This is a genomic window from Brevundimonas nasdae (assembly GCF_019395145.1).
In the GTDB taxonomy this organism is placed as follows: Bacteria; Pseudomonadota; Alphaproteobacteria; order Caulobacterales; family Caulobacteraceae; genus Brevundimonas; species Brevundimonas nasdae.
This window is the reverse complement of the sequence record NZ_CP080035.1, coordinates 1-18,342: the sequence shown is the minus strand read 5'-3', so window position 1 is coordinate 18,342 and position 18,342 is coordinate 1. Positions and strand designations below refer to the sequence as shown.

Genomic DNA, 18,342 nt, shown 5'->3' with positions numbered 1-18,342 from the left:
TTCAATGCCCGCAAACGACAATTGCGCCATGCCCGTTGTGCTGTTTGAAGCCCTGCAGGCCCGGCCTGACGCATTAGAAGCTTCCATCATCCGCCAATGGGCCAAGCGCGATCCGCTTGAGGCGGCAATGGCCGCGCACAGCCTGCACACTCGTCTCCGGTTCGGTGACGACGAGATGTGCAGCAGTGCGCCGCAGCGTCCCGAAGTCGACCACATCCTGTCGGTCTGGCGTGCGAAATACCCGCCCGCAGTCAGCCTCCCAGCATCGGAGCGATTGCTTGAGGTCATGTCTCGCTGGGCCGACCAGGAAATCACCCCGTCCCGTTCATCGCTCTCCAATCAATAGAAGGCCTACAAAAATGGAATTTAAGCCCCTCCCCCGTTTCGGCTCAAATGTCGCGCCGAGGCTCGCCGCAAAGGCCAAGGTCGCTACGCTCACCCTGCCTGAGCAGTTGCTGGGAAAGTGTGGTCTGGAAGCTGGTAAGGTCAGCGTCCTGACCGCCGTTGATGGCAGGCACACCTATATTCGTATCGAGTCCACGAAAGACGGCGACTATCGGTTGGTGTCGCGTGGCAAGAGCCTGGTTCTCTCCTCACTGGAGTTGCGGCCGACGCGGCCGACGGCCGATCAGGAAAAAGGCGTCAACCTGGACGTCCATTCGACAGACGATGGACTGACGCTCCGCTTGCCTAGAGACTGGCAACTCCCCCAGGTCGCCTAAGATGTCGGATTCGACCCTCTTTGCCGATGCGCGGCGCCGGGTCGCGATCTCGCAGGTTCTCGGGGTCCAGCTCCTTCATCGTGAGGGAAAGGGACTCCGCGGCCCTTGCCCGATCTGCGCGGCCTCATTGGCGCGCTACAAGGCTGGCGAGAAATGGGCTGGCGCCTTCCAGGTCGAGAAGGATGACACGCGGTGGCGCTGTCATTCGTGCCATCCCAACAGCGGAGACGTGATCGACCTCGAACACGCTCTTCGCGGCAAGGAAGGCCAGACGGCAAGGGACGCCGCCATGCGCCTCCTCAACATGGATATTTCCGAGACGGACAGGAAGCACGTTGACCTCGACAGGACTTTGAAGGCCAACGCCGCGTTACAGGCTTTCAAAAACGAGCAAGCCGTCCGCCTGTGGCGGGACGCGACTGGCGCGGCCGGGACCTTGGCGGAGGTCTATCTACGGTTTCGGGGCTTCCGGGGCCTAGTCCTGCAGAACGCCCTTTCAGTGCTGCGTTTTCATCCGGCCGCCTATCACTCCGGTCGTGGCAAGGAAAAACGATATGCGCCGGCGCTGATCGGATTGATCATGACGCCCTGGGGCCCCACCGGGGGCGTAGCGGTCACCTACCTTGCGAAGGATGGTCAGGGTAAGTCCGACCTTGTTCCTCAAAAGAAGGTTTGGGGGCCAGAGCGCCGCGCGGATCCAAACGGTGTCTTGCGATATGGCGGCGTGTGGCTCGCTCCACCCAACGGCCCAGGTCAGCTGATTGTCGGCGAAGGCATCGAGACGGTTGGATCCGCCGCCATCATGTATGGCGCCCCTGCCCGACCCGTCGCCACCCTGGGGCTGAAGGCCTTGCAGGGCCTCTGGCTCGCTGACGATCTAGGACGGGTCGATCTCTCGGATCTTCGGTCGAACCCGGCGTACCCCGCGTTTGTCTGGCCGAGTCCGCCCGACAACCCGTGGGACGGCCCGATCATATGCCTCGACATGGACAACAACGAGATCCAGGTGAAGGCGCGAACGCATACGGGCTCAGATTTTACGCTGATGAAGCTGGACGGGAGATCCAGGGCCGCTATCTGCGCCATCCTATCGGCTGATGCTTGGTTGAGCGCCGGTTGCACGGGTTGCGCCTTTGCCATTCCGCCATCTGGGATGGATTTGAACGACCAGCTGCAGGCTTCTTTCGCGGGCCTGAGCGACGGACGATTAAGGGTGGCGATGCTCGATCGTTTTCATGATGAAGTCAGGCCCGTTCCCGTCGATCTGGACGCTTAAGAGGCTTGCTCAAGCCCGCTGTAACGATGCGTGGCGTAAAAATGCGCCCAATATGCGCTTAGGGATTCAGTCTGGTATCACTCCACTAGCGCGTGTGATGATTGCATAGTTACGGTTATGCCTGCGCATTCTTATGACCACTTGGAGATTAAAGTTGGATACTCAGATTCCCATTTGGCTTGCCATTCTGGCGGCGGTGCTAGCTGTGGTGGTCGCCAGTGCGGACTTCGGGGGTAAGTTGTTCCCCTCCTCCCAGGTTCCGAATGGTCTGGAACGCCTTAACTCGACCGACGATCCGATCGGCATCTATTTGAATACAGCGACCGGATGCGAGTGGAGCGGTCAGAGTATCCGCTCACTGTCTCAGCATTTGGATGGAAATGGCAACCCGATCTGCCGTGCGAAGTAATAGGACTTACTGATGGCCCGTTCTAGACCAGCAATCCCCTCCCAGGCGCTAGTTGACCCAGTCGACATTGAAATCGGCGGTCGAGTTCGAGCCCGGCGTGAGGCCTTAAGAATAACCCAGGCGCAACTAGCCAATGGCGTCGGCGTCACGTTCCAACAGGTCCAGAAATACGAGCGCGGCAACAACCGTATCTCGTCGGCTCGCCTGCTTCGTATTGCAGCGGTCCTGAAAACTACTGGCTCAGATCTCTTGGGCGAACTGGAGCACGCAAACGGCCCTTCGGCCATGATCGCACAGCCTGGGGCGGCGAGGTTATTAGCCGGTTACAGTATCCTCTCGAGAGATAAGCAGGCGGCGCTACTAACCCTCGTCGAGGGGATGGCCGCGTGAGCCGTGAACGTCCAGTCGCGCGAACGAGAACGTTCAGGGCTTCATTAGTTCGAATACTTACCAACTACGCCTTCCAGGTCTCTGTCCTGGTAGTCGTTCTCTTTGCTGGTTCTTTTCTTTATATCCACACGATGACGAAGGCTGATCTCGTTCGCCAGGCCGCTGAGAAGGCGGCCTACTCTGCGCGGATCGCTGATGATGCAGTCAACGGCTTCACACGAATTGACCGTGGGACATCGGACGTTGCGATCTATCTCGACAACAGGAATGGTTGTGAGTGGCTCGCGATGAAGGGTGGGGTGCTCACCCCACGCACGGCGCCGGACGCTGAAGGTGTGAGCCGACATGTCTGCAATCCTGAGAGATCCGGCCAAGGTGCAGGGAGCGCAGGGATTTGACGGCGATAAACAATAATCAACGAGGAAATGGAGTTCCCGACAATGATACCTGCCCTTCGGCGTGGTTCACGGTGATCCTCCTTCTATTGATCATCCTTGGCCTTTTGGCCCAGGCGCTTATCGGCGTCCTGTCGGATCGTTCGGACACGGTGTCTAGCAAGGCCGGTCAGAACCTCTCGACAACAAAACTTGCCGCGATTGGCTCGCGATCTGGCTGAAAAGGGCCCGCGCATTTAGGCGCGAGCCCTTCCAGTGGAGGATGTCGTGTTACCGCCTGATTGGCGGCACGCGACCTTAGCAAAGAGATCGGGCACTGCAACAGTGACGACGCTGTCAATCAGATCGCAGTTGCCGGCAGAGGCGCTCTACGGACTGTTAAGAGAGGATCGGAGAGCCGAAGTTGACGGCTATGTCTTCGGCCTAGCTCCCGACAACCTGCTATGGGTCACAAATCCCTACGGAATCGACGTGGCGTTTTTAGACTTTACTATCGAGAACTGCAGGCGCTGGATCGAGGCTATCGGCAACGAGGCCGAAGATCGCGAATGGGGCGCCGTCACATGACGGTCCGTTTCGCTTGGGGTGAACACCCGGTTACGCGCCAGCTTCACTGTATTACCTCAGGTGATTTGACCGTGTTGCGCGGGCTGCGGTGTCCTGAATGCCTAAACGCGATCGTACCAGTGCTTCCAGACATACGAGCGAAGCATTTCCGGCATTCTGTCGACCTTAACTGTGGCGGCGGCTTAGAGTCCGTCGCACATCGTGTTGCCAAGCAGATTCTATCGGAGGGGCTGACGCTGCTTTTGCCAGCGCGGATTTGCCGCCGTTGGCCCAATACAAACGGAAGCCTTACTACTGAGACGCTTGCGGCACCTGCCTACGTCACTCTTCAGCAGGGCCGCCAGGAGGTTACTATAGGGAGCGGTCACCGCGTGGACGTAATGACCACTGCACGGAGAGCCAATCGCTCCCCCCACGCGCTCGCCATCGAAATCCATGTCGCACATAAAACCGACAACCCTAAAGGAGCGGCCCTGCGGCACCACGGCTACCATGCGATAGAACTTCACGTTTCGTCCCGACTGGCCCTTATGACTTATGAGGAAGCCAGGGACTATCTTTGTATGACCGCAGGTCGTCGGTGGATTAGTGATCCGACGGGTGACAGATATGCCCGCTTAGCGCGCGCAAAGGCGCGCCCCGCCTTTCGCAATGCCAGGAAGGTCTTCGTCAAAGAACAACGGCGCAGGCTTCGCGCGCAGGCGGACGCGCGGGCGCGGTCCACCAGGGACATCAACGCTGAACTTGCAAATAGAGCCGACGTAAGGAGGCGACAGTGGGCGGAGTTAGATCAGAGACGTAAAAGCGCAGAGATAAGACAGCGCCAGTTGGCCGCGGAGCAAGCCGAAGCTGACGTTAGACGCGAGGGTTTGAAGGCCGAGGCTCACCAGGTCCTCTCGGACTACCAGACAAATGCCAAAACTCGCTGGCAGGCTGAGCCTTTATGCCAGGCCGTATCAATCGTAGATGGAGAGCAGCTCGGCCGTTTCATCGGGATCACTCCTGACGGGATTATTGGCTTCGTCCCTTCGCCCAGGGCATGGCAGGCTGCAGCGCTTTTTGACCTTTTTCTTCGCCCTATAGACAATGGGGACGATGTATTAGACATGGCGCTTGATAGTTGTCCTCGTCGGCCCCGTGATTTGGTCGCGGGCCTTACTCGTTGGATGCGTCAGCGTCACGACTTTATTGTGTGTCGCGATTTCTTTCGATGGGGGGTCGAGGAATATACAGCCGACCCCATTGGAATGCAGCGAATGGAACAACTCAGACATTTTTTTGGCGGCCATTACGGGATAGGAACGCCGTCTCATGTCGCTGATGAGATAGGCTCAGTATGGTATCGTAACATTACTCTATTGCAGTATTGGAGAGATCGTAATCTTGGCCGTGGACAATGGGCTTCCGAGTGACGCAGTCCCTTACGGCTAGGCCCTTGCTATCGGTGTTTCCGAAAGGCGGGTTGTATAGGCTGGGCTTTTCATTTCGGCTTTGAGTGCCCAGCGCCGCGATAGGCCGCCCCTTGCTGGTGAAACTGATCCGCGTCCGAACCGACGGTTCACGTCGTCGATCGCCACCATCAATGCTTCGCGGCGCGGGTCCGGCCGGTCGAATAACGTCCCAGATACATCGGCGGCCGGCACGAGGTCATTGAGCAGAATTCCCGCTTTGGCGTAGCGATAGCCAGGCGCCCACAGCCTGCGCGTCGCCTCTCCTGAAGCACGCACTAGTTCAAGCGTGTCCGCCGTCGGCGCCACGGTTCGCGCGATCCCTGACACGGATCGCGCCGGGCCATCTGAAAACCGGCTCGTGTGCATGAAGACCTGCACATGGGTCGTCTGCACACCGTGCATTCTCAGCTTCTCCCCGGCTCGGGTGGCATAGAAGGCCGTCGCCTGCAGCATTTCATCCAGGGTCGTGATTGGCTTGCCGAATGAACGCGTAACAGCGATCCCTTTTCGCGTCGGCGGCTCCAACTCCAGGTCTGAGCAATGAACGGCGTTCAGCTCGCGCACCAGGCGCTCGCCGGTCAGGCTCAGAACAGCTCGGGCATGGCGAGGGTCCATGTCCCTCAGGTCTGCGGCAGTCGTCAGGCCCAACTTCTTCAGCTTGGTCGTTGACGCTCGGCCGACGCCCCAGACATCCTCGATCGGCAGCAGCCGAAGATAGCGATTGCGAGCCGCCGCCGTGGTCAGGTCGCAGATGCCCTCGAGTTCGGCGCGCTTCTTGGCGAGGTGATTTGCGGCCTTGGCCAGCACTCGCGTCGGGCCCAGCCCAATCCGCGTCGGTATGCCCGTCCAGCGCAGCACACGTGCCTTCATCTCCTTCGAAAGGACGACCGGGTCGGCGACCGACGAAAAATCAAGAAAGGACTCGTCTATCGAATACACCTCAACCTCGTCGGAGAACTGGCGATAAATCTCGTTCACTCTGCGGCTCATGTCGCCATAGAGGACGTAGTTCGAAGATCGGGCCTCGACGCCCTGGGCGGAGCACTGGTCTCTGATCTGGAACCACGGGTCTCCCATCTTCAGTCCGAGCGCTTTGGCTTCGGGCGTCAGGGCTACCGCGCAGCCATCATTGTTCGAAAGGACGATCACTGGTCGCCCTTCAAGGCGTGGATCGAATACCCGTTCACAGCTGCAATAGAAGCTGTTGCCGTCTGACAGGGCATAGACCTTCATCGTGACAACGGGCGGTGCGGGGTCAATGACCAGGTCACCACCCCCCAGATGCTTGCCTCCGAGGTCTCGTCCAATTCGAGTGGCACCATCGCAGGATTGGCGAATTCCAGGGCCAGCCCTCGGCCTCGCTTCACCACGCGTTTGACGCTTGGTTGGCCGTCAATGATCGCTACGACCGCATCCTTGTCTCTCGGCTTCAGGCTGCGGTCGACCACGATGTAATCTCCATCCAGGATGCCGGCGGAAATCATACTTTCACCGGCCACGCGCCACATGAAGGTGCTGATCGGGTTCGTAACGATCAACGAAGCAGGGTCCAGCGCTTCTTCCACATAGTCGTCTGCAGGCGACGGGAACCCCGCACAAACGTGGGCGCCCATCAACGGGATCAGGGGTGCAGCAGGGGCGCTCATTCTTCAGCTCCGTTCCGCGTCCATCAGGGGCGGCGCTCTACGGCGTCCAAACACGGAGTTCAAGCGGTTTGTTCCGCGTTTGTTCTGGAGGGCAGATCTGATCGTCTCGCTGGCCTCGAATGGGTCCGCGCAATGATTATGGCCGTTTGCGCAATATTTTCGCACCATTCCGCAACTCAAATGGCACCGGGCGCCGTTCTCCAGGCAGAGAAAGGTTCAAGGGAACGCCTGCGGCGCAGTGCAGGGGCCCTTCCCGCCTTCGCCTGTGGCTGCAGCCAGGCCCCCTTCCCTTCACTGCCCTTGAGCCTTCCTCTCGGTAGGTTTTTCTCGCCGCCACCGCTCAGCGAGCGGTTGGCCTGCTCTTATTTTGGATCAGGGGGGCGGTGCTCTTCTTCAGGCTTCACCGTTGCATTTCATGTGTGTTCTTGTTAGGTTCTGGTCTTATCCAAGTGGCTTGAGCCGCGCGGTGATTTGGAAGTACCGAACATGAGCCTGCTCGCGGACGTGCAGCACATTGACGCCAACGCGGCGTATCATCCTTCTTTTGCGGGCATTGAGACTCGGGATCGCATTCGCGTTCGGATGCGTGACGGCCTGGTCCATGACGGCGCTTATATGAGCGTCGCCGGCATGGCCTTTCTTCTCACTCGGGTGCCCGGCGATCTCCTGGACACCACGATTGGCCCACTGACTGCCGACCTGGTGGATTCAGTCGAGGTCATCAAAACATGGGCCTCGATATCATCCGAACGGCACCACCATTCCAGGGGCGAGAGATTTCCTGGATCTGAGCCAGTAACAGCTATGGATTTCGAATACCGGCTGCAGCGGTTGGCCCGCGCGATAGGCTCCGAGGTGAACATCGAGCGCAAGGCGCAGCTCGTGCGGCAGTTCGATGATCTTGCAGACCGCATCTCTCTGGCCAGCGGCAAAAGGGCATGGGTCAGGGCTGAAGGCCGCTGGTCGCTAACTTCCAATGCTCCGCCTTCCTTGAAGGATCTGTGGCAAGCCGACGTGGCGTCGCCGTCGTTTATGGCTCGCCCCCGTCCCCAGGACTTCGACCCCGATCCGGCTGTTAGGCGGCGTCGTACCATTGTCCCCGCCAAGGTGATCGCAGATCCGCACTCGATCCCTAATGTCTATCGGGCGCTGCGCGGGGCCGGGCTGAAGGCGCGGATTGCGCTTGCGGGCGACCCTGTATGGCGACGGGCAGAGATCCAGGTCGATCTACGTGATGGGCGCAAAGGGCGGTTCTATGCTTCAGCCAAGCCAGCAGGCGACAGGACGCTATGGCGGCTGGCTTGGGGCGGCAACGAAGGCGCCACTGCCACCCGACAGCGAATATCGGCCCAGCGGCTTCCAGAATACCGAACTCTTGTTGCGCTGATCCCAACTGGTGCGCTGGCCAGCTAGCGCCACTCTGAACCCATCGTTTTCACAGCGCCAAGTGGCCTTTGCCGCGCGGCCTTCGGAAGGACCGAACAGAATGACCAATGCCTTGAGCCCCCATCCCCGACGCTCCGTCTGGATCGGCTATTGCGTCGACGCTGGCTGGAGCTCTGACGAAATCGCAGAGGTTTTCGACCTGGGGGCCGGAACTGCGGAAGCGGAAGACGAAGACGCCGGGGCGGATGACGAGGACGACGTAACTGTTCTCGAACTGCACTGACGGTTAGTCGTAATGCTTACTTCCCGCTCTCAGCGCTGGCGCGAACGACGCACCCGTTTCGTTCAAGCTAGTTCGACTATTCGTGTTTCGGATTACGCCGTTGATTTGATCGACTGCGACCGTCAGGCGAGGCCTTTTGTGGAGGCTCACCATTACTCTAGCAGCTTTCCGGCCTCGCGCTTGTCGGTCGGCTTGTTCGACCAGACCGGCCGGAAGGCTCGTCTTGTAGGTGTTGCCACCTACTCCGTTCCAATGAACAACAAGGTTGTCCCCGTCCATACAGGCGTTGACGCAAACGCCGGGGCCGAGCTGGGGCGCTTTGTGCTTTTGGACGACGTGGCAGGGAACGGCGAAACCTTTTTCCTATCGCGTGCCAATAGGCTTCTCCGGCAGACCAAGCCCGAGATTATTAGCGTTGTATCATACGCTGATCCCATCGAGCGCCGTGACGCTTCTGGCCAGGTCATCAAGCCGGGTCACATAGGGCGGGTCTATCAGGCAATGTCCGCGCAATATCGAGGGCGCGCAGGTCCGCGCACCCACCACGTATTGCCTTCCGGGCAGATATTTTCCGGGCGGGCGGCGTCGAAGATCCAGAACCGAGAGCAGGGTTACCGATACGCTGTCGACCAACTTGTTCGGGCGGGCGCACCAGCGCCCCCCTCGGCCGACGACTTGCGAGAGTGGTACGCGGGCCTGATTGCCAGTGGCTTCCTCGGACGCCGCAGGCACCCGGGCAACCACGTCTATGTTTTTCCTTTGACGCACGCTGCGCGTCTGGCTGGACGGGCAAAGACCGTTCGCGCCTATCCGGCGGATATTCACTGATGGGTCAGTTTTCTACAATCGAATGGTGCGACCACACGTTCAATCCGTGGATGGGATGCACAAAGGTCAGTCCGGCTTGCGATCACTGCTATGCAGAACAGCGGATGGACCATCGGCTTAAGCGGGTCAGCTGGGGCCCCGGCGCGGCGCGTGTTCGCACAAGCGACAATAACTGGAAAGACCCGCGCAAATGGGACCGAGCCGCAGCCCAGGACGACAACCGTCCGTTCGTGTTCTGCGCTTCCCTGGCCGATGTTTTCGACAACGAGGTTGACCCAGCTTGGCGTAAGGATCTCTTCGACCTGATCGAGGCGACGCCGAATCTGGTGTGGCTGCTGCTCACGAAGCGGATTGGCAACGTCCTCAAGATGACCGATCCCGCACGAGGTGGGCACGCCCTACCTCGCAACGTCGCTATCGGCGCGACAATGGCGAACCAGGCTGAATACGACCGCGACCGGCTCAAGCTTGTGGCCGTGGCCGCCCAGCGATCACCGCTTTTCACGTTTGCCAGTTTCGAGCCGTTGCTTGGCCCTGTGGTCCTCGATCGGAACGCCCCTGACTGGATTATCGTCGGCGGCGAAAGCGGACCGAATGCGAGGCGGATGGATCCCGCCTGGCCGCGCTCGATGCGCGGCCAGTGCCTAGACCTTGGACGCGTGTTCAACTTCAAGCAGAACGGCGGCCGGGGTGCTGACAAAGGCGGCGCTGAGCTGGATGGCCAGACTTACTTCGACAGGCCGAAGATCGCAAAGGTGGCGCAATGACGCCCGGATCCGACCTGGTGCTCGCTGCGCCCCTCGAACTGATCGAGGGCCACCGTAACGAAAGCCTGCGCCTCTTCGGCGAGGCATTCGACATGATCGAGCTTGCCCTTGAACACATGGCAAAGGCAGCGCCTTCACAGCCCACCCCCTATTTTCGTGGCACTGGCCAGCGCCTTTCTGAACGAGGGCCGCAGGGCCGGGCGCGATTCCTGAAGGAGACGCGGCAGGACCTCGATCGGGCGGCATGGCGTCATCTTCTGTCTGTCAGCGGCATGGAGCGGCTCATGGACCAGACGACCAAGAAGCAGTTTGAGGCCCAGCTCCGGGACGATCCCCCAGAAGTTTCGGCTGACACATGCCGCGCTACGATGGGGGGGCTCTTCGCGGATGCGCCCACCATCTTCAAGCGCGGGATCGCTGAATCCTTTTCAAGCCTCGACCGCAGGTTCAAGTCTCACGATGGCTTTAAGATTGGGTCGCGGATCGTGCTCACTCGTGCATTCAACGAACACGGCTCCTGGGCCTACGGATATGGAGCTGAGGCAAAGTTCCGGGACGTCGAGCGGACCTTCTACGTGCTCGATAGGAAACAACATCCTGATCGCGGCGACGGAATCTTGGGTGTGATCGACGCTGCTCGGCCGAGCAGCTTGCACGCTAGCGCTTTCGCGGCCGAGGACGATTATTTTCGGGTGCGCGTCTTCAAAAACGGGAACCTTCATGTGTGGTTCAAGCGGGATGACCTCTTACTGAAGGTCAACGAGCTCCTGGCCGACTACTACGGCGCCGTACTCGCTGATAGCCGTCAGAAGAAAGCAGCCGCACCAGAGCAGCGCGCTCCCGCACGCCATTTCAGCTACTTCCCGACACCCGATGCCCCCGCGGCCGAGGTCATGGATGCGGCTATGATCAAAGACGGCATGAGCGTGCTCGAGCCCAGCGCTGGGTGCGGTAATCTCGCCCGCCGTGCCATCGACGCCGGCGCGCAGGTGACGGTCGTGGAGCTCGATCAACAACACATCGGGAAGCTGCAGGATCTCGCCGGCGTCGTTCGGGTGATCCATGATGATTTCCTCGCTCAGGATCCGTCAGTGATCGGGCGGTTCGACCGCGTCATCATGAACCCACCATTCTGCGACGGCCGAGACGTTGACCACGTTAGGCACGCCCTGCGTTTTGTCGCACCAGGTGGGCGCCTCGTGGCCATCATGTCAGCCGGGATCGTCTTCAAGGAAGACGCTGACTATGTCGAGTTGCGCTCGTTGATCGAGGCATCGGGTGGACGGATCCGTGATCTACCCGCTCGATCGTTCGCGAGCGTCGGCACGAACATCAACACCTGCATCGTCACAATTCCAGTGAGAGGTTCATGATGCCCCTGTCAGACGAAGCCAAAAAGGGAATACCCGTTGGCATGGTCGTGGCTGCAGCTCAGATTGTTGATCATGACGACACCCTGGCTGCAGAGGTGCTCGAAGAAGCAGGGCTTACGACAGCAGCCGAGATGAGAGCGGCGGGTTGCGATCCTTATGACATCGAGAAGCTGCGGCCACTCCTGAAGGACATTGCCCGCAGGGCGTCTCTTCGCCAGAAGTCCTGACGAAGCGATTTCATTGATAGGGTCAGCCTCTATGGCGGATATTCAACCCGACAGTTCTGCAGAGGAACTCGCGCTGCAGGGCGCCTGCAGTCGGCTGTGGGGCGAACATTGGGCTATCCCCCTGTCCGATTTAACTGGGATCGCGCCCAGGACATGCAAACGGGTGCGGGCGAGCATTCTTGCTGGCATCCCAGATCCGCGAGCCATTGGGCTTCTGGCTGCACTTCGGCAAAGCCTTGAAGAGATTCAAGCCGGGGTATCTGTGGGCGCCGGGCCAAGGCCCGCAGGAGACTAGGAATGGTTCAAGGGGACGCCTGCGGCGCAGTGCAGGGGCCCTTCCCGCCTTCGCCTGCGGCTGCAGCCAGGCCCCTTCCCTTCACTGCCCTTGAGCCTTCCTCTCGGTAGGTTTTTTCTCGCCGCCACCGCTCAGGGAGCGGTTGGCCTGCTCTAATTCAGAATCGGTTTTGTTTCAGTTCCGTTCAGCGATGCTGAGTGCGGGGCCGTCCGCGCGATAGATCAGGACTACGTCGGGATCGGTTCGCGTGCAGGCGAACCAGAGGGGGCCTTCATCGGGCTCGATGCAATCCGTCGCATCAGCAATGGTTGGGCCCGCGAAGTCGGCGTTCCAGCCTTTAGAGCCCTCGTAGGGTCGAAGATGGTAGCTGTCGGTGCCTTCAGGGATCGGGCCAGCAGCTCGCCATGCTCCGTCGATCCATTCCACTCGCACGTCACCCAGGACCGTGAGCGATGAGGCGCTAAACGTCTCACCGTCTGCTGCAGCTTCGGGGCGTTCCCACTGTTCATCAGGCTTGGAAAGCCATTCCGCCCAGGACTGCAGTCGGCAATCACAGGGCACCACCTCGTCGGAATATCTGTCGATGTAGTATAGAGTTTCGGTCATCGCGCCCTCGGTTTGTCGCTGAATTCAAAAGGGCGACTGAACCGGATCAGCCGCCCCCCCCCTTTGTCCAATCGGGTTTACCGCTTCCAGGCGAGGCCGGGGATTTCAGGTTCACCCTCGATCAGCACGGCAGAGGCTCCTGAAGCCCCTTCCATCGCAAAAACGGTGTCCTTCAGCATCCGTTCGGTAAACTCCTGTGGGGTGCCGACCAGACGGCCTGCGACCGCACGTCCAAAGCGCTGGGACAGCCCGCCGCCAGATTCAGCCGTGTCATTGACGAACAGATTGAGGTGGTAGCCTTGGCGTTGATCATTCGCATAGGGGAAGAGGCAGAGCGTCGCCCGCATCTGCTGGCTCCCTGAAATAGATCTCGTCAGGTTGGCGACCCACACGGCGCCGTCGCACGTCGCGATCATAAACGACTGGGCGCTGACGCCTCCCAGGGCCGCCAGCGCGCCGAGACGGCTATTCTCTCCCAGCGGATTTTCGAGCTTAAAGCGGCCAGGGCGTTCCGGCGTCTGGACGGCGATCGGGCGCGAGGTATTCAAGTCGGAGGCATATCCGCTCAGGGCACGCTCTGCAGCGTCGATAAGGCGAGCCTTTGGGGCATCGGTCTGCAGGTCGATCACCGCGTAGGCCTGATACGAGCGGCTTCTGTTTTGCGCTTCGGCGGCCGAGGCCATGCCGACGCCGACGACGGCGGCCAGGGCCAGGGCTTTAAGGGAGTTCTTCATGTGCATCTCCTGCTATGCTTAGCTGTAATACATGCCCGACATATGCGGGTTCTAGGTTGCGGCTGCAGATTTCATCGCGTGTGATTTCGGGTTGCGCTGACTAGCGGGGGTTGAGAAACTGTGTCAGAACATTCGGAGAACATTGCTCAAGGAGGAGCTGACATGAATACGAGTCCTGGAATGCAGCTCGACCCCCGTGCTCAGGCGACGATGAATGCCCTGGCAGGCGTGGTTCTTGACCCAAAGATCCATCGCACCAACTGCATAGTCGGCATCTGCATCTGCAGTGTCTTCATCTCGATTTTCTTTCTGATCGGACTTGGCGCGACAGTGATTGGTTTCCTGGGCGGCGGCTGGGTCGCCGGCCTTGTTGGGCTATCGTTCTTCCTCTTTCCCGGCATTTTCGCCGGGATCCCGATTTTCATCGTCTTCAGGTTGCTGCGGATTATGAAGGCGTTGCCAAAATAGACTTAGCTCTTCGCAAGGCCTGAGGGGGGCGCTGCTCACGCAGCGCCCCCTTTTCATTGTCCACGGTAACGCCGACCCAATCGCCCACCAGCATTTTGGGCGGCCTGGTGGCCTTGGGGGTGCGCTCCTTCGCGGTCAAACAGCGCGCCGGTCGCGTTGGCGAGCACACGAGTCTTAGGATCGACATCGCTAAATACTTCACCCAATGCACGGCCGCCGCCTTTGGCGAAGTCAGGCGTCCGCCGTGCAGCCAGTGCCTCTCCTACAGCAGCGGTGTCACCACGGATGCTGTCCCGGAGCGGAGACGAGAAACCGGGCTGAAGGGCTGAGGGACCCGCCCATCCTGGTCCGGGTGCTGCAGCCTCGGGCGGTTGAATTTCCATGCTTCTCAGCCCGCTTCCAGACGGTCTCGCTGTTGATTGAGATGGCGTTGTGTTTGACGTCGCCTGTGCTGGTTCGTCCATTCGGAAGCTTTCGCCAGGACGGCCTTCTGATCCGCGCCCAAGGCCGGCCTTCAGGTCTGCGCCGGTCACCTCCTGAAGAACACGAACAGGTCCGGGATCGGCAGCTTCTGCCTTCTGAGCAAGGTTCTGATTGCGTTCGATCAGTTCGGGCGTGTCGATGCGGGTCGCCATGTCCCTGTGGAAACTGCCTGTGACCTCGTGAACCAGGTTCATATCGGCCATGGAATGGCCTGCAAGGATACCTCTCGCCCTGTCTGCGTCGATTTCGGCACCGTAGGCGTCTCGGCGGCCGACCAGTTGGTTGATCGCGTAGCCTTCAAACGCATTGGCATAATTGATCTCGGCCGAGGCCCCTTGGCTCCGGGTTAGATCTGCTCGTTCCTCATATGCACGGGCCAGCCCCTCAGCACGACTAATAGCGTCCGTTACTGAGCGCGAGGAGGTGAATGTGTCAGTTCGCTTAAGCGCTTCAGACGTTGAGGCACTTTGCGTTCTAGAAAAGGCCTCTGAGGCGTAGTTGGCCGTTGATTGGTCAAAGCGGTCAGTGAAGGATTGGCTAGACAACGAGGCACGAGCCGCATTGAGCGCGTCGGTTTCTGAGGCTGTCGATGACCTGGAACCGCTGGCGCTCATGCTCAGCTTACCGCCAGCCGACACGTCGATACCAGCCTGCTTGAAGATCCCGGAGCTGAGCCCGGCTTGCCCATACGCTTCAAGGGCGGTTGCTGCGACGATGGCTTTGGCGTCTTGGTGTTGGATGCCGAAGTTTCTGGATAGAGTTTGAGCCTGGCTATCCATCTGCTGTTCCGTTGCACCCCAGCTTTCCCGGTTATCTCGGCCCTGTGTCCAGGTTGACGAGGTTCCCTTCGCCCAGTTTTGCGTGAACTCGGTTAGCTCCGATCCGGCTCTGGTCCTTGCTTCGGAATATGAGTGCTGAATATCGACCGACTCTTGCCGCCGTTCAGACGCGGCCTGGACCGCGGCTGCGGATATTCCCTCGCTATGTCGGACATTCACCGCCGTTTGAGACTGTGCAGCCTTCGTCACGCTGACAGATCCGTCGGCGTTGGTTTCGATCCGGTTCAGCCCACTATCGACATAGCCGGTACGGCCAAAGTCGAGCTCGGCCGACGTGCTCTGGCGCATCCCAGACAGGTTGTTGAACGAATGGTTCGCATAGGCCGTGTTGCCGATGCTGACATTGCCAGTGGTGGCTGTTCCCGCCGCCGCCTCGGCGCCGCCCCTGAAGCTCGCCATGAAGGATTCACCGCCCTTGCCGACAGCTGCAGCGCCGGCAAATGCAATGGTCGAAGCCAAGACAGGGATCGAGAGAGACAGATAGCCAGCAAGCGATGCGATCTCCGCATTCAGCCCGCTAACGGCCTCCAGGTTCGCAAGTTTCAGCCCCGCCGTCGCGCCGGGAATGTATGTTGCAGCCGCGGTATCGACGGCCGATTTCCACATCATGATCGTGTGGAGGATCACGTACATCGGACCCCAGAGCTGCAGGTATAGGAACCCGCCGAAATAGCCCTGCATGATCCGCATCGTCATGCCTGGCAGGAGCATGGCCGGGAAGATCACCGGGAAGATCCCGAGGATGAGCAACTCTGTAAGAATCTTCAGAAGCGGCACGGCTTTTTCTGCGACGCCGCCCATAAGGCGTTGCTGGTTGCGGGTGTGAAGCTCAGCCTGCGTTTCCGCAAAGACTCCCATCGCGTCGTTACCGGCCTCCGCCGAGAAACCTGGCACGCCGCGCCGCACTGCATTGATCATCAAGACCTGCTGGAAGGTGTTGGTGGCGTCGCGGGATGCCCCGACCATCATTGGGTGCAGGGCGCCCATTTCCTGAAGAAATGCACTCTGAAGCTGAGACTCGGGCAGTTCCGGCCGAAGCCGCTTTTGGAACAGGCTGATGGAGCTCGAAAGCGTAGCGCTCCATTCGGAGTTCAGACGTTGGGCCGCCGTGGTGCAGCTGATGATATCCGAGCTTCCCGAGGTGTTCACGTATTCCAGCGAGCGGCCAGGGTTCGTGCCTCTTGTGACTGTCACGTAGGTCCAAAGGTCGTTCTGTCTCGCCAGCTCCCCGGCTGTGTAATGCCCCTCCAGAAGGTCGTAATAGATGCAGCCTTTGACGAAGCTACGAAGGTTTTGGTCAAAGCGCGGATCTGAGATCTGAGCCGTCCGCAGACGTTCGAACACCTTCGCGCCGAAGATCATTCCTGTCTTCGTATAGGCCACGTCTGCAGGCTGCGAGTAGGCCTGCTCCGCGAGCTTCGTCACCCGGTCGCCCACCTTGAACGTGATGCTGCTGACGACGGCCAGGGCAATCGGCACATTCGCCACATCCGCGCCCGTCAAAGATGGGTCGAAGCGATCCGTAATGTGGACCTGCGCCTTCGGCACCCACATCAGGTTGAAGATCACCATAGAGGTCAGGAACCACTTGAACGCCGACTTCACGTCGAGGTCGAAGGCCATTTTGAAAATGGTGATGATCAGCCCGAGCAGCATCGCAATGCGAAGCAGCGTCGAGAGGCCATTGGCGCCCGACATAAGCGCGACGCCCTGGAGGACATCGCGGTAGATGGCGCCGCCGCCGTAAACAACGATCTCGTGCATCTGTCTTATCCAGCCGGGACAAGGTTTGAGGCGAAGGTGACGCTATCAGCGATCCGGCTACCGACACGCGCGGCGATCACGCGTTCGGCCGCCTGCGATCGGGCAATCATCGCCTCGACCGAAGTCGTCTGTCCGCGAAGCAACATCTGCTTTTCTGTCAGTTGGCTGCGCAGCTGGTCGATGCTCGCTCGCCAGTCGCGAAGCTGCTCCTGGTCGATGCCCTGCAGATTGCGGGATCCAGCTTCGAGCTGCGACACCGACCGCTCAATCCATGTGATTGTCAGATCGAGCGCGATGATGTCCGAATACTGAGCCATTGTGTTGCCGGCCAGCGATCGTTCATGCGCAACGAAGACGCTGGCCATCTTATAGACCGGCAGCGTGACCATGTTCAGGAAGTCTTGCTCTTCAGCCGATAGCGCTTGTCGAGCCTGGATCTTGGTCGTGATCGAACGCAGCATGACCTCAACCCGGCGACGCAGGGCTGCAGACTGAGAAACCGTTTCGGTCTTTCCAAACTTCACCGGCTGGAGGCAGGCTTCGAGTTCGTTGCATTGGTGAAGACGCAACGGTCCGCCATCGAGCAGTTTTGTGATGACGCCGTCATCCGATCCGACACCAGGCAGCACGTCCACGATGCAACCGTTGTCGTTAGGGCACCGATAGATGATCGTGCCGGTCAGCGTCATGAAGAGCTCTGCAAGGCCACGGTCACTCTTGAGGAGGGGGTGCTGCTTTGAGGCTTCCCACGCCAGGTTCTTGTTGATCGGCAGGACTGCCTTATCGGCGTCTGGCAGTTGATTCAGGTTCTGCGTCAGGTTTTTTCCGCAGCCGTGCTTTGCGGCAACCCGGTCCGAAAAATAACCCCTGTGCGTCGAGAGGTCCTGACAGATCTGGTTGGACGCTGTGTCCGAACGACCCCACAGGCCGCCGACAAGCGTCTGGGCCTGCTGGCAGCTGTTCATGTTGAACTGGTTCACGTCATTCGCGAGCTTCGATAGGCTCTCGATCTGGTCAGCGACGATCGGAGAAAGCGTCTTGAGCGCCAGCATGAAGGCATAGGAGATTGCGTTGGAAGCGATCGCCTTCATCTGTGCGACGATCTGGTCAGAGTTGATGAAGCTGAACCCGCCGCTGAATATGTCGATCCCGCCGCACCCTGCCCTTACGGAGGGCATTTGGATTGACGCGATCTGCGACGTTTCCTGGGGTCCACGGAAAGCGGCGTTGCCGAGGGTGTAATAGCCCGCACTTTGCCCCTGGTAGGCGGTAGGGCCCGTGATGTTCGCAGATCCCAGAGAGCTCGACCAATAGGCGTTCATGCTGGAGTTCACGTCAGCCTGAACATTGGCCGTCCAGCATAGAACCGTCGTGGACGTGGCGACCGCCAGGGCGATGTTGCGGGTCTTTTTGAAGATCGAGGACTTGGCCAT

At 59.8% G+C, this 18,342-nt stretch carries 20 protein-coding genes; 14 read left to right on the top strand and 6 right to left on the bottom strand.

All coding sequences use genetic code 11. The features are described from left to right. Positions 1 to 4 precede the first annotated feature (4 nt). From KWG56_RS18335 to KWG56_RS18305, 7 genes are all read left to right on the top strand, one after another. Entirely contained in the window at positions 5 to 346 is a 342-nt protein-coding gene (locus KWG56_RS18335) for a hypothetical protein (RefSeq protein WP_219373719.1), read from the top strand. Between the two features lie 13 nt (positions 347 to 359). Beyond that, complete coding sequence (locus KWG56_RS18330; protein ID WP_219373718.1) at positions 360 to 722, top strand: hypothetical protein; 363 nt, start codon at positions 360 to 362, stop codon at positions 720 to 722. A 1-nt stretch (position 723) separates the two neighbouring features. Continuing rightward, entirely contained in the window at positions 724 to 1,998 is a 1,275-nt protein-coding gene (locus KWG56_RS18325; protein ID WP_219373717.1) for a DUF7146 domain-containing protein, read from the top strand. A gap of 154 nt (positions 1,999 to 2,152) precedes the next feature. Continuing rightward, complete coding sequence (locus KWG56_RS18320; RefSeq protein WP_219373716.1) at positions 2,153 to 2,407, top strand: hypothetical protein; 255 nt, start codon at positions 2,153 to 2,155, stop codon at positions 2,405 to 2,407. 12 nt (positions 2,408 to 2,419) lie between these two features. Then, positions 2,420 to 2,797 carry a helix-turn-helix domain-containing protein gene (locus tag KWG56_RS18315; protein ID WP_219373715.1) on the top strand — a complete coding sequence of 126 codons (378 nt, stop codon included), beginning with the start codon at positions 2,420 to 2,422 and terminating at the stop codon, positions 2,795 to 2,797. Next, entirely contained in the window at positions 2,794 to 3,195 is a 402-nt protein-coding gene (locus KWG56_RS18310) for a hypothetical protein (RefSeq protein WP_219373714.1), read from the top strand. Before KWG56_RS18315 ends, KWG56_RS18310 begins: the two co-directional genes overlap by 4 nt. Before the next feature lie 264 nt (positions 3,196 to 3,459). Continuing rightward, positions 3,460 to 3,759 carry a hypothetical protein gene (locus tag KWG56_RS18305; RefSeq protein WP_219373713.1) on the top strand — a complete coding sequence of 100 codons (300 nt, stop codon included), beginning with the start codon at positions 3,460 to 3,462 and terminating at the stop codon, positions 3,757 to 3,759. A gap of 1,427 nt (positions 3,760 to 5,186) precedes the next feature. Here the strand turns inward: KWG56_RS18305 and KWG56_RS18300 are convergent. Then, positions 5,187 to 6,443, bottom strand: coding sequence for a Y-family DNA polymerase (locus KWG56_RS18300; RefSeq protein ID WP_219373712.1), 1,257 nt, complete (start codon positions 6,441 to 6,443; stop codon positions 5,187 to 5,189). Then, a complete protein-coding gene (locus tag KWG56_RS18295) occupies positions 6,440 to 6,856 on the bottom strand; it encodes a LexA family protein (RefSeq protein WP_201101112.1) in 417 nt (138 codons plus the stop codon). Before KWG56_RS18295 ends, KWG56_RS18300 begins: the two co-directional genes overlap by 4 nt. Positions 6,857 to 7,342: 486 nt before the next feature. Here KWG56_RS18295 and KWG56_RS18290 point away from each other — a divergent pair, with 486 nt between their 5' ends. From KWG56_RS18290 to KWG56_RS18265, 6 genes are all read left to right on the top strand, one after another. Further along, a complete protein-coding gene (locus KWG56_RS18290) occupies positions 7,343 to 8,269 on the top strand; it encodes a hypothetical protein (RefSeq protein WP_219373711.1) in 927 nt (308 codons plus the stop codon). 73 nt (positions 8,270 to 8,342) lie between these two features. Then, entirely contained in the window at positions 8,343 to 8,525 is a 183-nt protein-coding gene (locus KWG56_RS18285) for a hypothetical protein (RefSeq protein WP_201101114.1), read from the top strand. 12 nt (positions 8,526 to 8,537) lie between these two features. Beyond that, complete coding sequence (locus KWG56_RS18280) at positions 8,538 to 9,353, top strand: Mom family adenine methylcarbamoylation protein (RefSeq protein ID WP_201101115.1); 816 nt, start codon at positions 8,538 to 8,540, stop codon at positions 9,351 to 9,353. Next, positions 9,353 to 10,120 (top strand): DUF5131 family protein, encoded by a 768-nt coding sequence (locus KWG56_RS18275; RefSeq protein WP_219373710.1) that lies wholly within the window; start codon positions 9,353 to 9,355, stop codon positions 10,118 to 10,120. The genes KWG56_RS18280 and KWG56_RS18275 overlap by 1 nt, the downstream gene beginning before the upstream one ends. Beyond that, positions 10,117 to 11,493, top strand: coding sequence for a DUF4942 domain-containing protein (locus KWG56_RS18270; RefSeq protein ID WP_219373709.1), 1,377 nt, complete (start codon positions 10,117 to 10,119; stop codon positions 11,491 to 11,493). The genes KWG56_RS18275 and KWG56_RS18270 overlap by 4 nt, the downstream gene beginning before the upstream one ends. Continuing rightward, on the top strand, positions 11,490 to 11,720 hold the full coding sequence (locus KWG56_RS18265; RefSeq protein ID WP_201101118.1) for a hypothetical protein: 231 nt from the start codon (positions 11,490 to 11,492) through the stop codon (positions 11,718 to 11,720). Before KWG56_RS18270 ends, KWG56_RS18265 begins: the two co-directional genes overlap by 4 nt. A 469-nt stretch (positions 11,721 to 12,189) precedes the next feature. On the opposite strand, the gene KWG56_RS18260 is transcribed toward KWG56_RS18265, so the two are convergent. Further along, complete coding sequence (locus tag KWG56_RS18260) at positions 12,190 to 12,621, bottom strand: hypothetical protein (RefSeq protein WP_201101119.1); 432 nt, start codon at positions 12,619 to 12,621, stop codon at positions 12,190 to 12,192. A 77-nt stretch (positions 12,622 to 12,698) separates the two neighbouring features. Continuing rightward, positions 12,699 to 13,355, bottom strand: coding sequence for a hypothetical protein (locus KWG56_RS18255; protein WP_219373708.1), 657 nt, complete (start codon positions 13,353 to 13,355; stop codon positions 12,699 to 12,701). 162 nt (positions 13,356 to 13,517) lie between these two features. On the opposite strand from KWG56_RS18255, the gene KWG56_RS18250 reads away from it, so the two are divergent. After that, positions 13,518 to 13,823, top strand: a complete 306-nt coding sequence (locus tag KWG56_RS18250; RefSeq protein WP_219373707.1) for a hypothetical protein — start codon at positions 13,518 to 13,520, stop codon at positions 13,821 to 13,823. Between the two features lie 53 nt (positions 13,824 to 13,876). On the opposite strand, the gene KWG56_RS18245 is transcribed toward KWG56_RS18250, so the two are convergent. Both KWG56_RS18245 and KWG56_RS18240 read right to left on the bottom strand, forming a co-directional pair. Continuing rightward, positions 13,877 to 16,909, bottom strand: coding sequence for a conjugal transfer protein TraG N-terminal domain-containing protein (locus KWG56_RS18245; RefSeq protein ID WP_219373706.1), 3,033 nt, complete (start codon positions 16,907 to 16,909; stop codon positions 13,877 to 13,879). A 5-nt stretch (positions 16,910 to 16,914) separates the two neighbouring features. Beyond that, positions 16,915 to 18,342 carry a conjugal transfer protein TraH gene (locus KWG56_RS18240; RefSeq protein ID WP_201101124.1) on the bottom strand — a complete coding sequence of 476 codons (1,428 nt, stop codon included), beginning with the start codon at positions 18,340 to 18,342 and terminating at the stop codon, positions 16,915 to 16,917.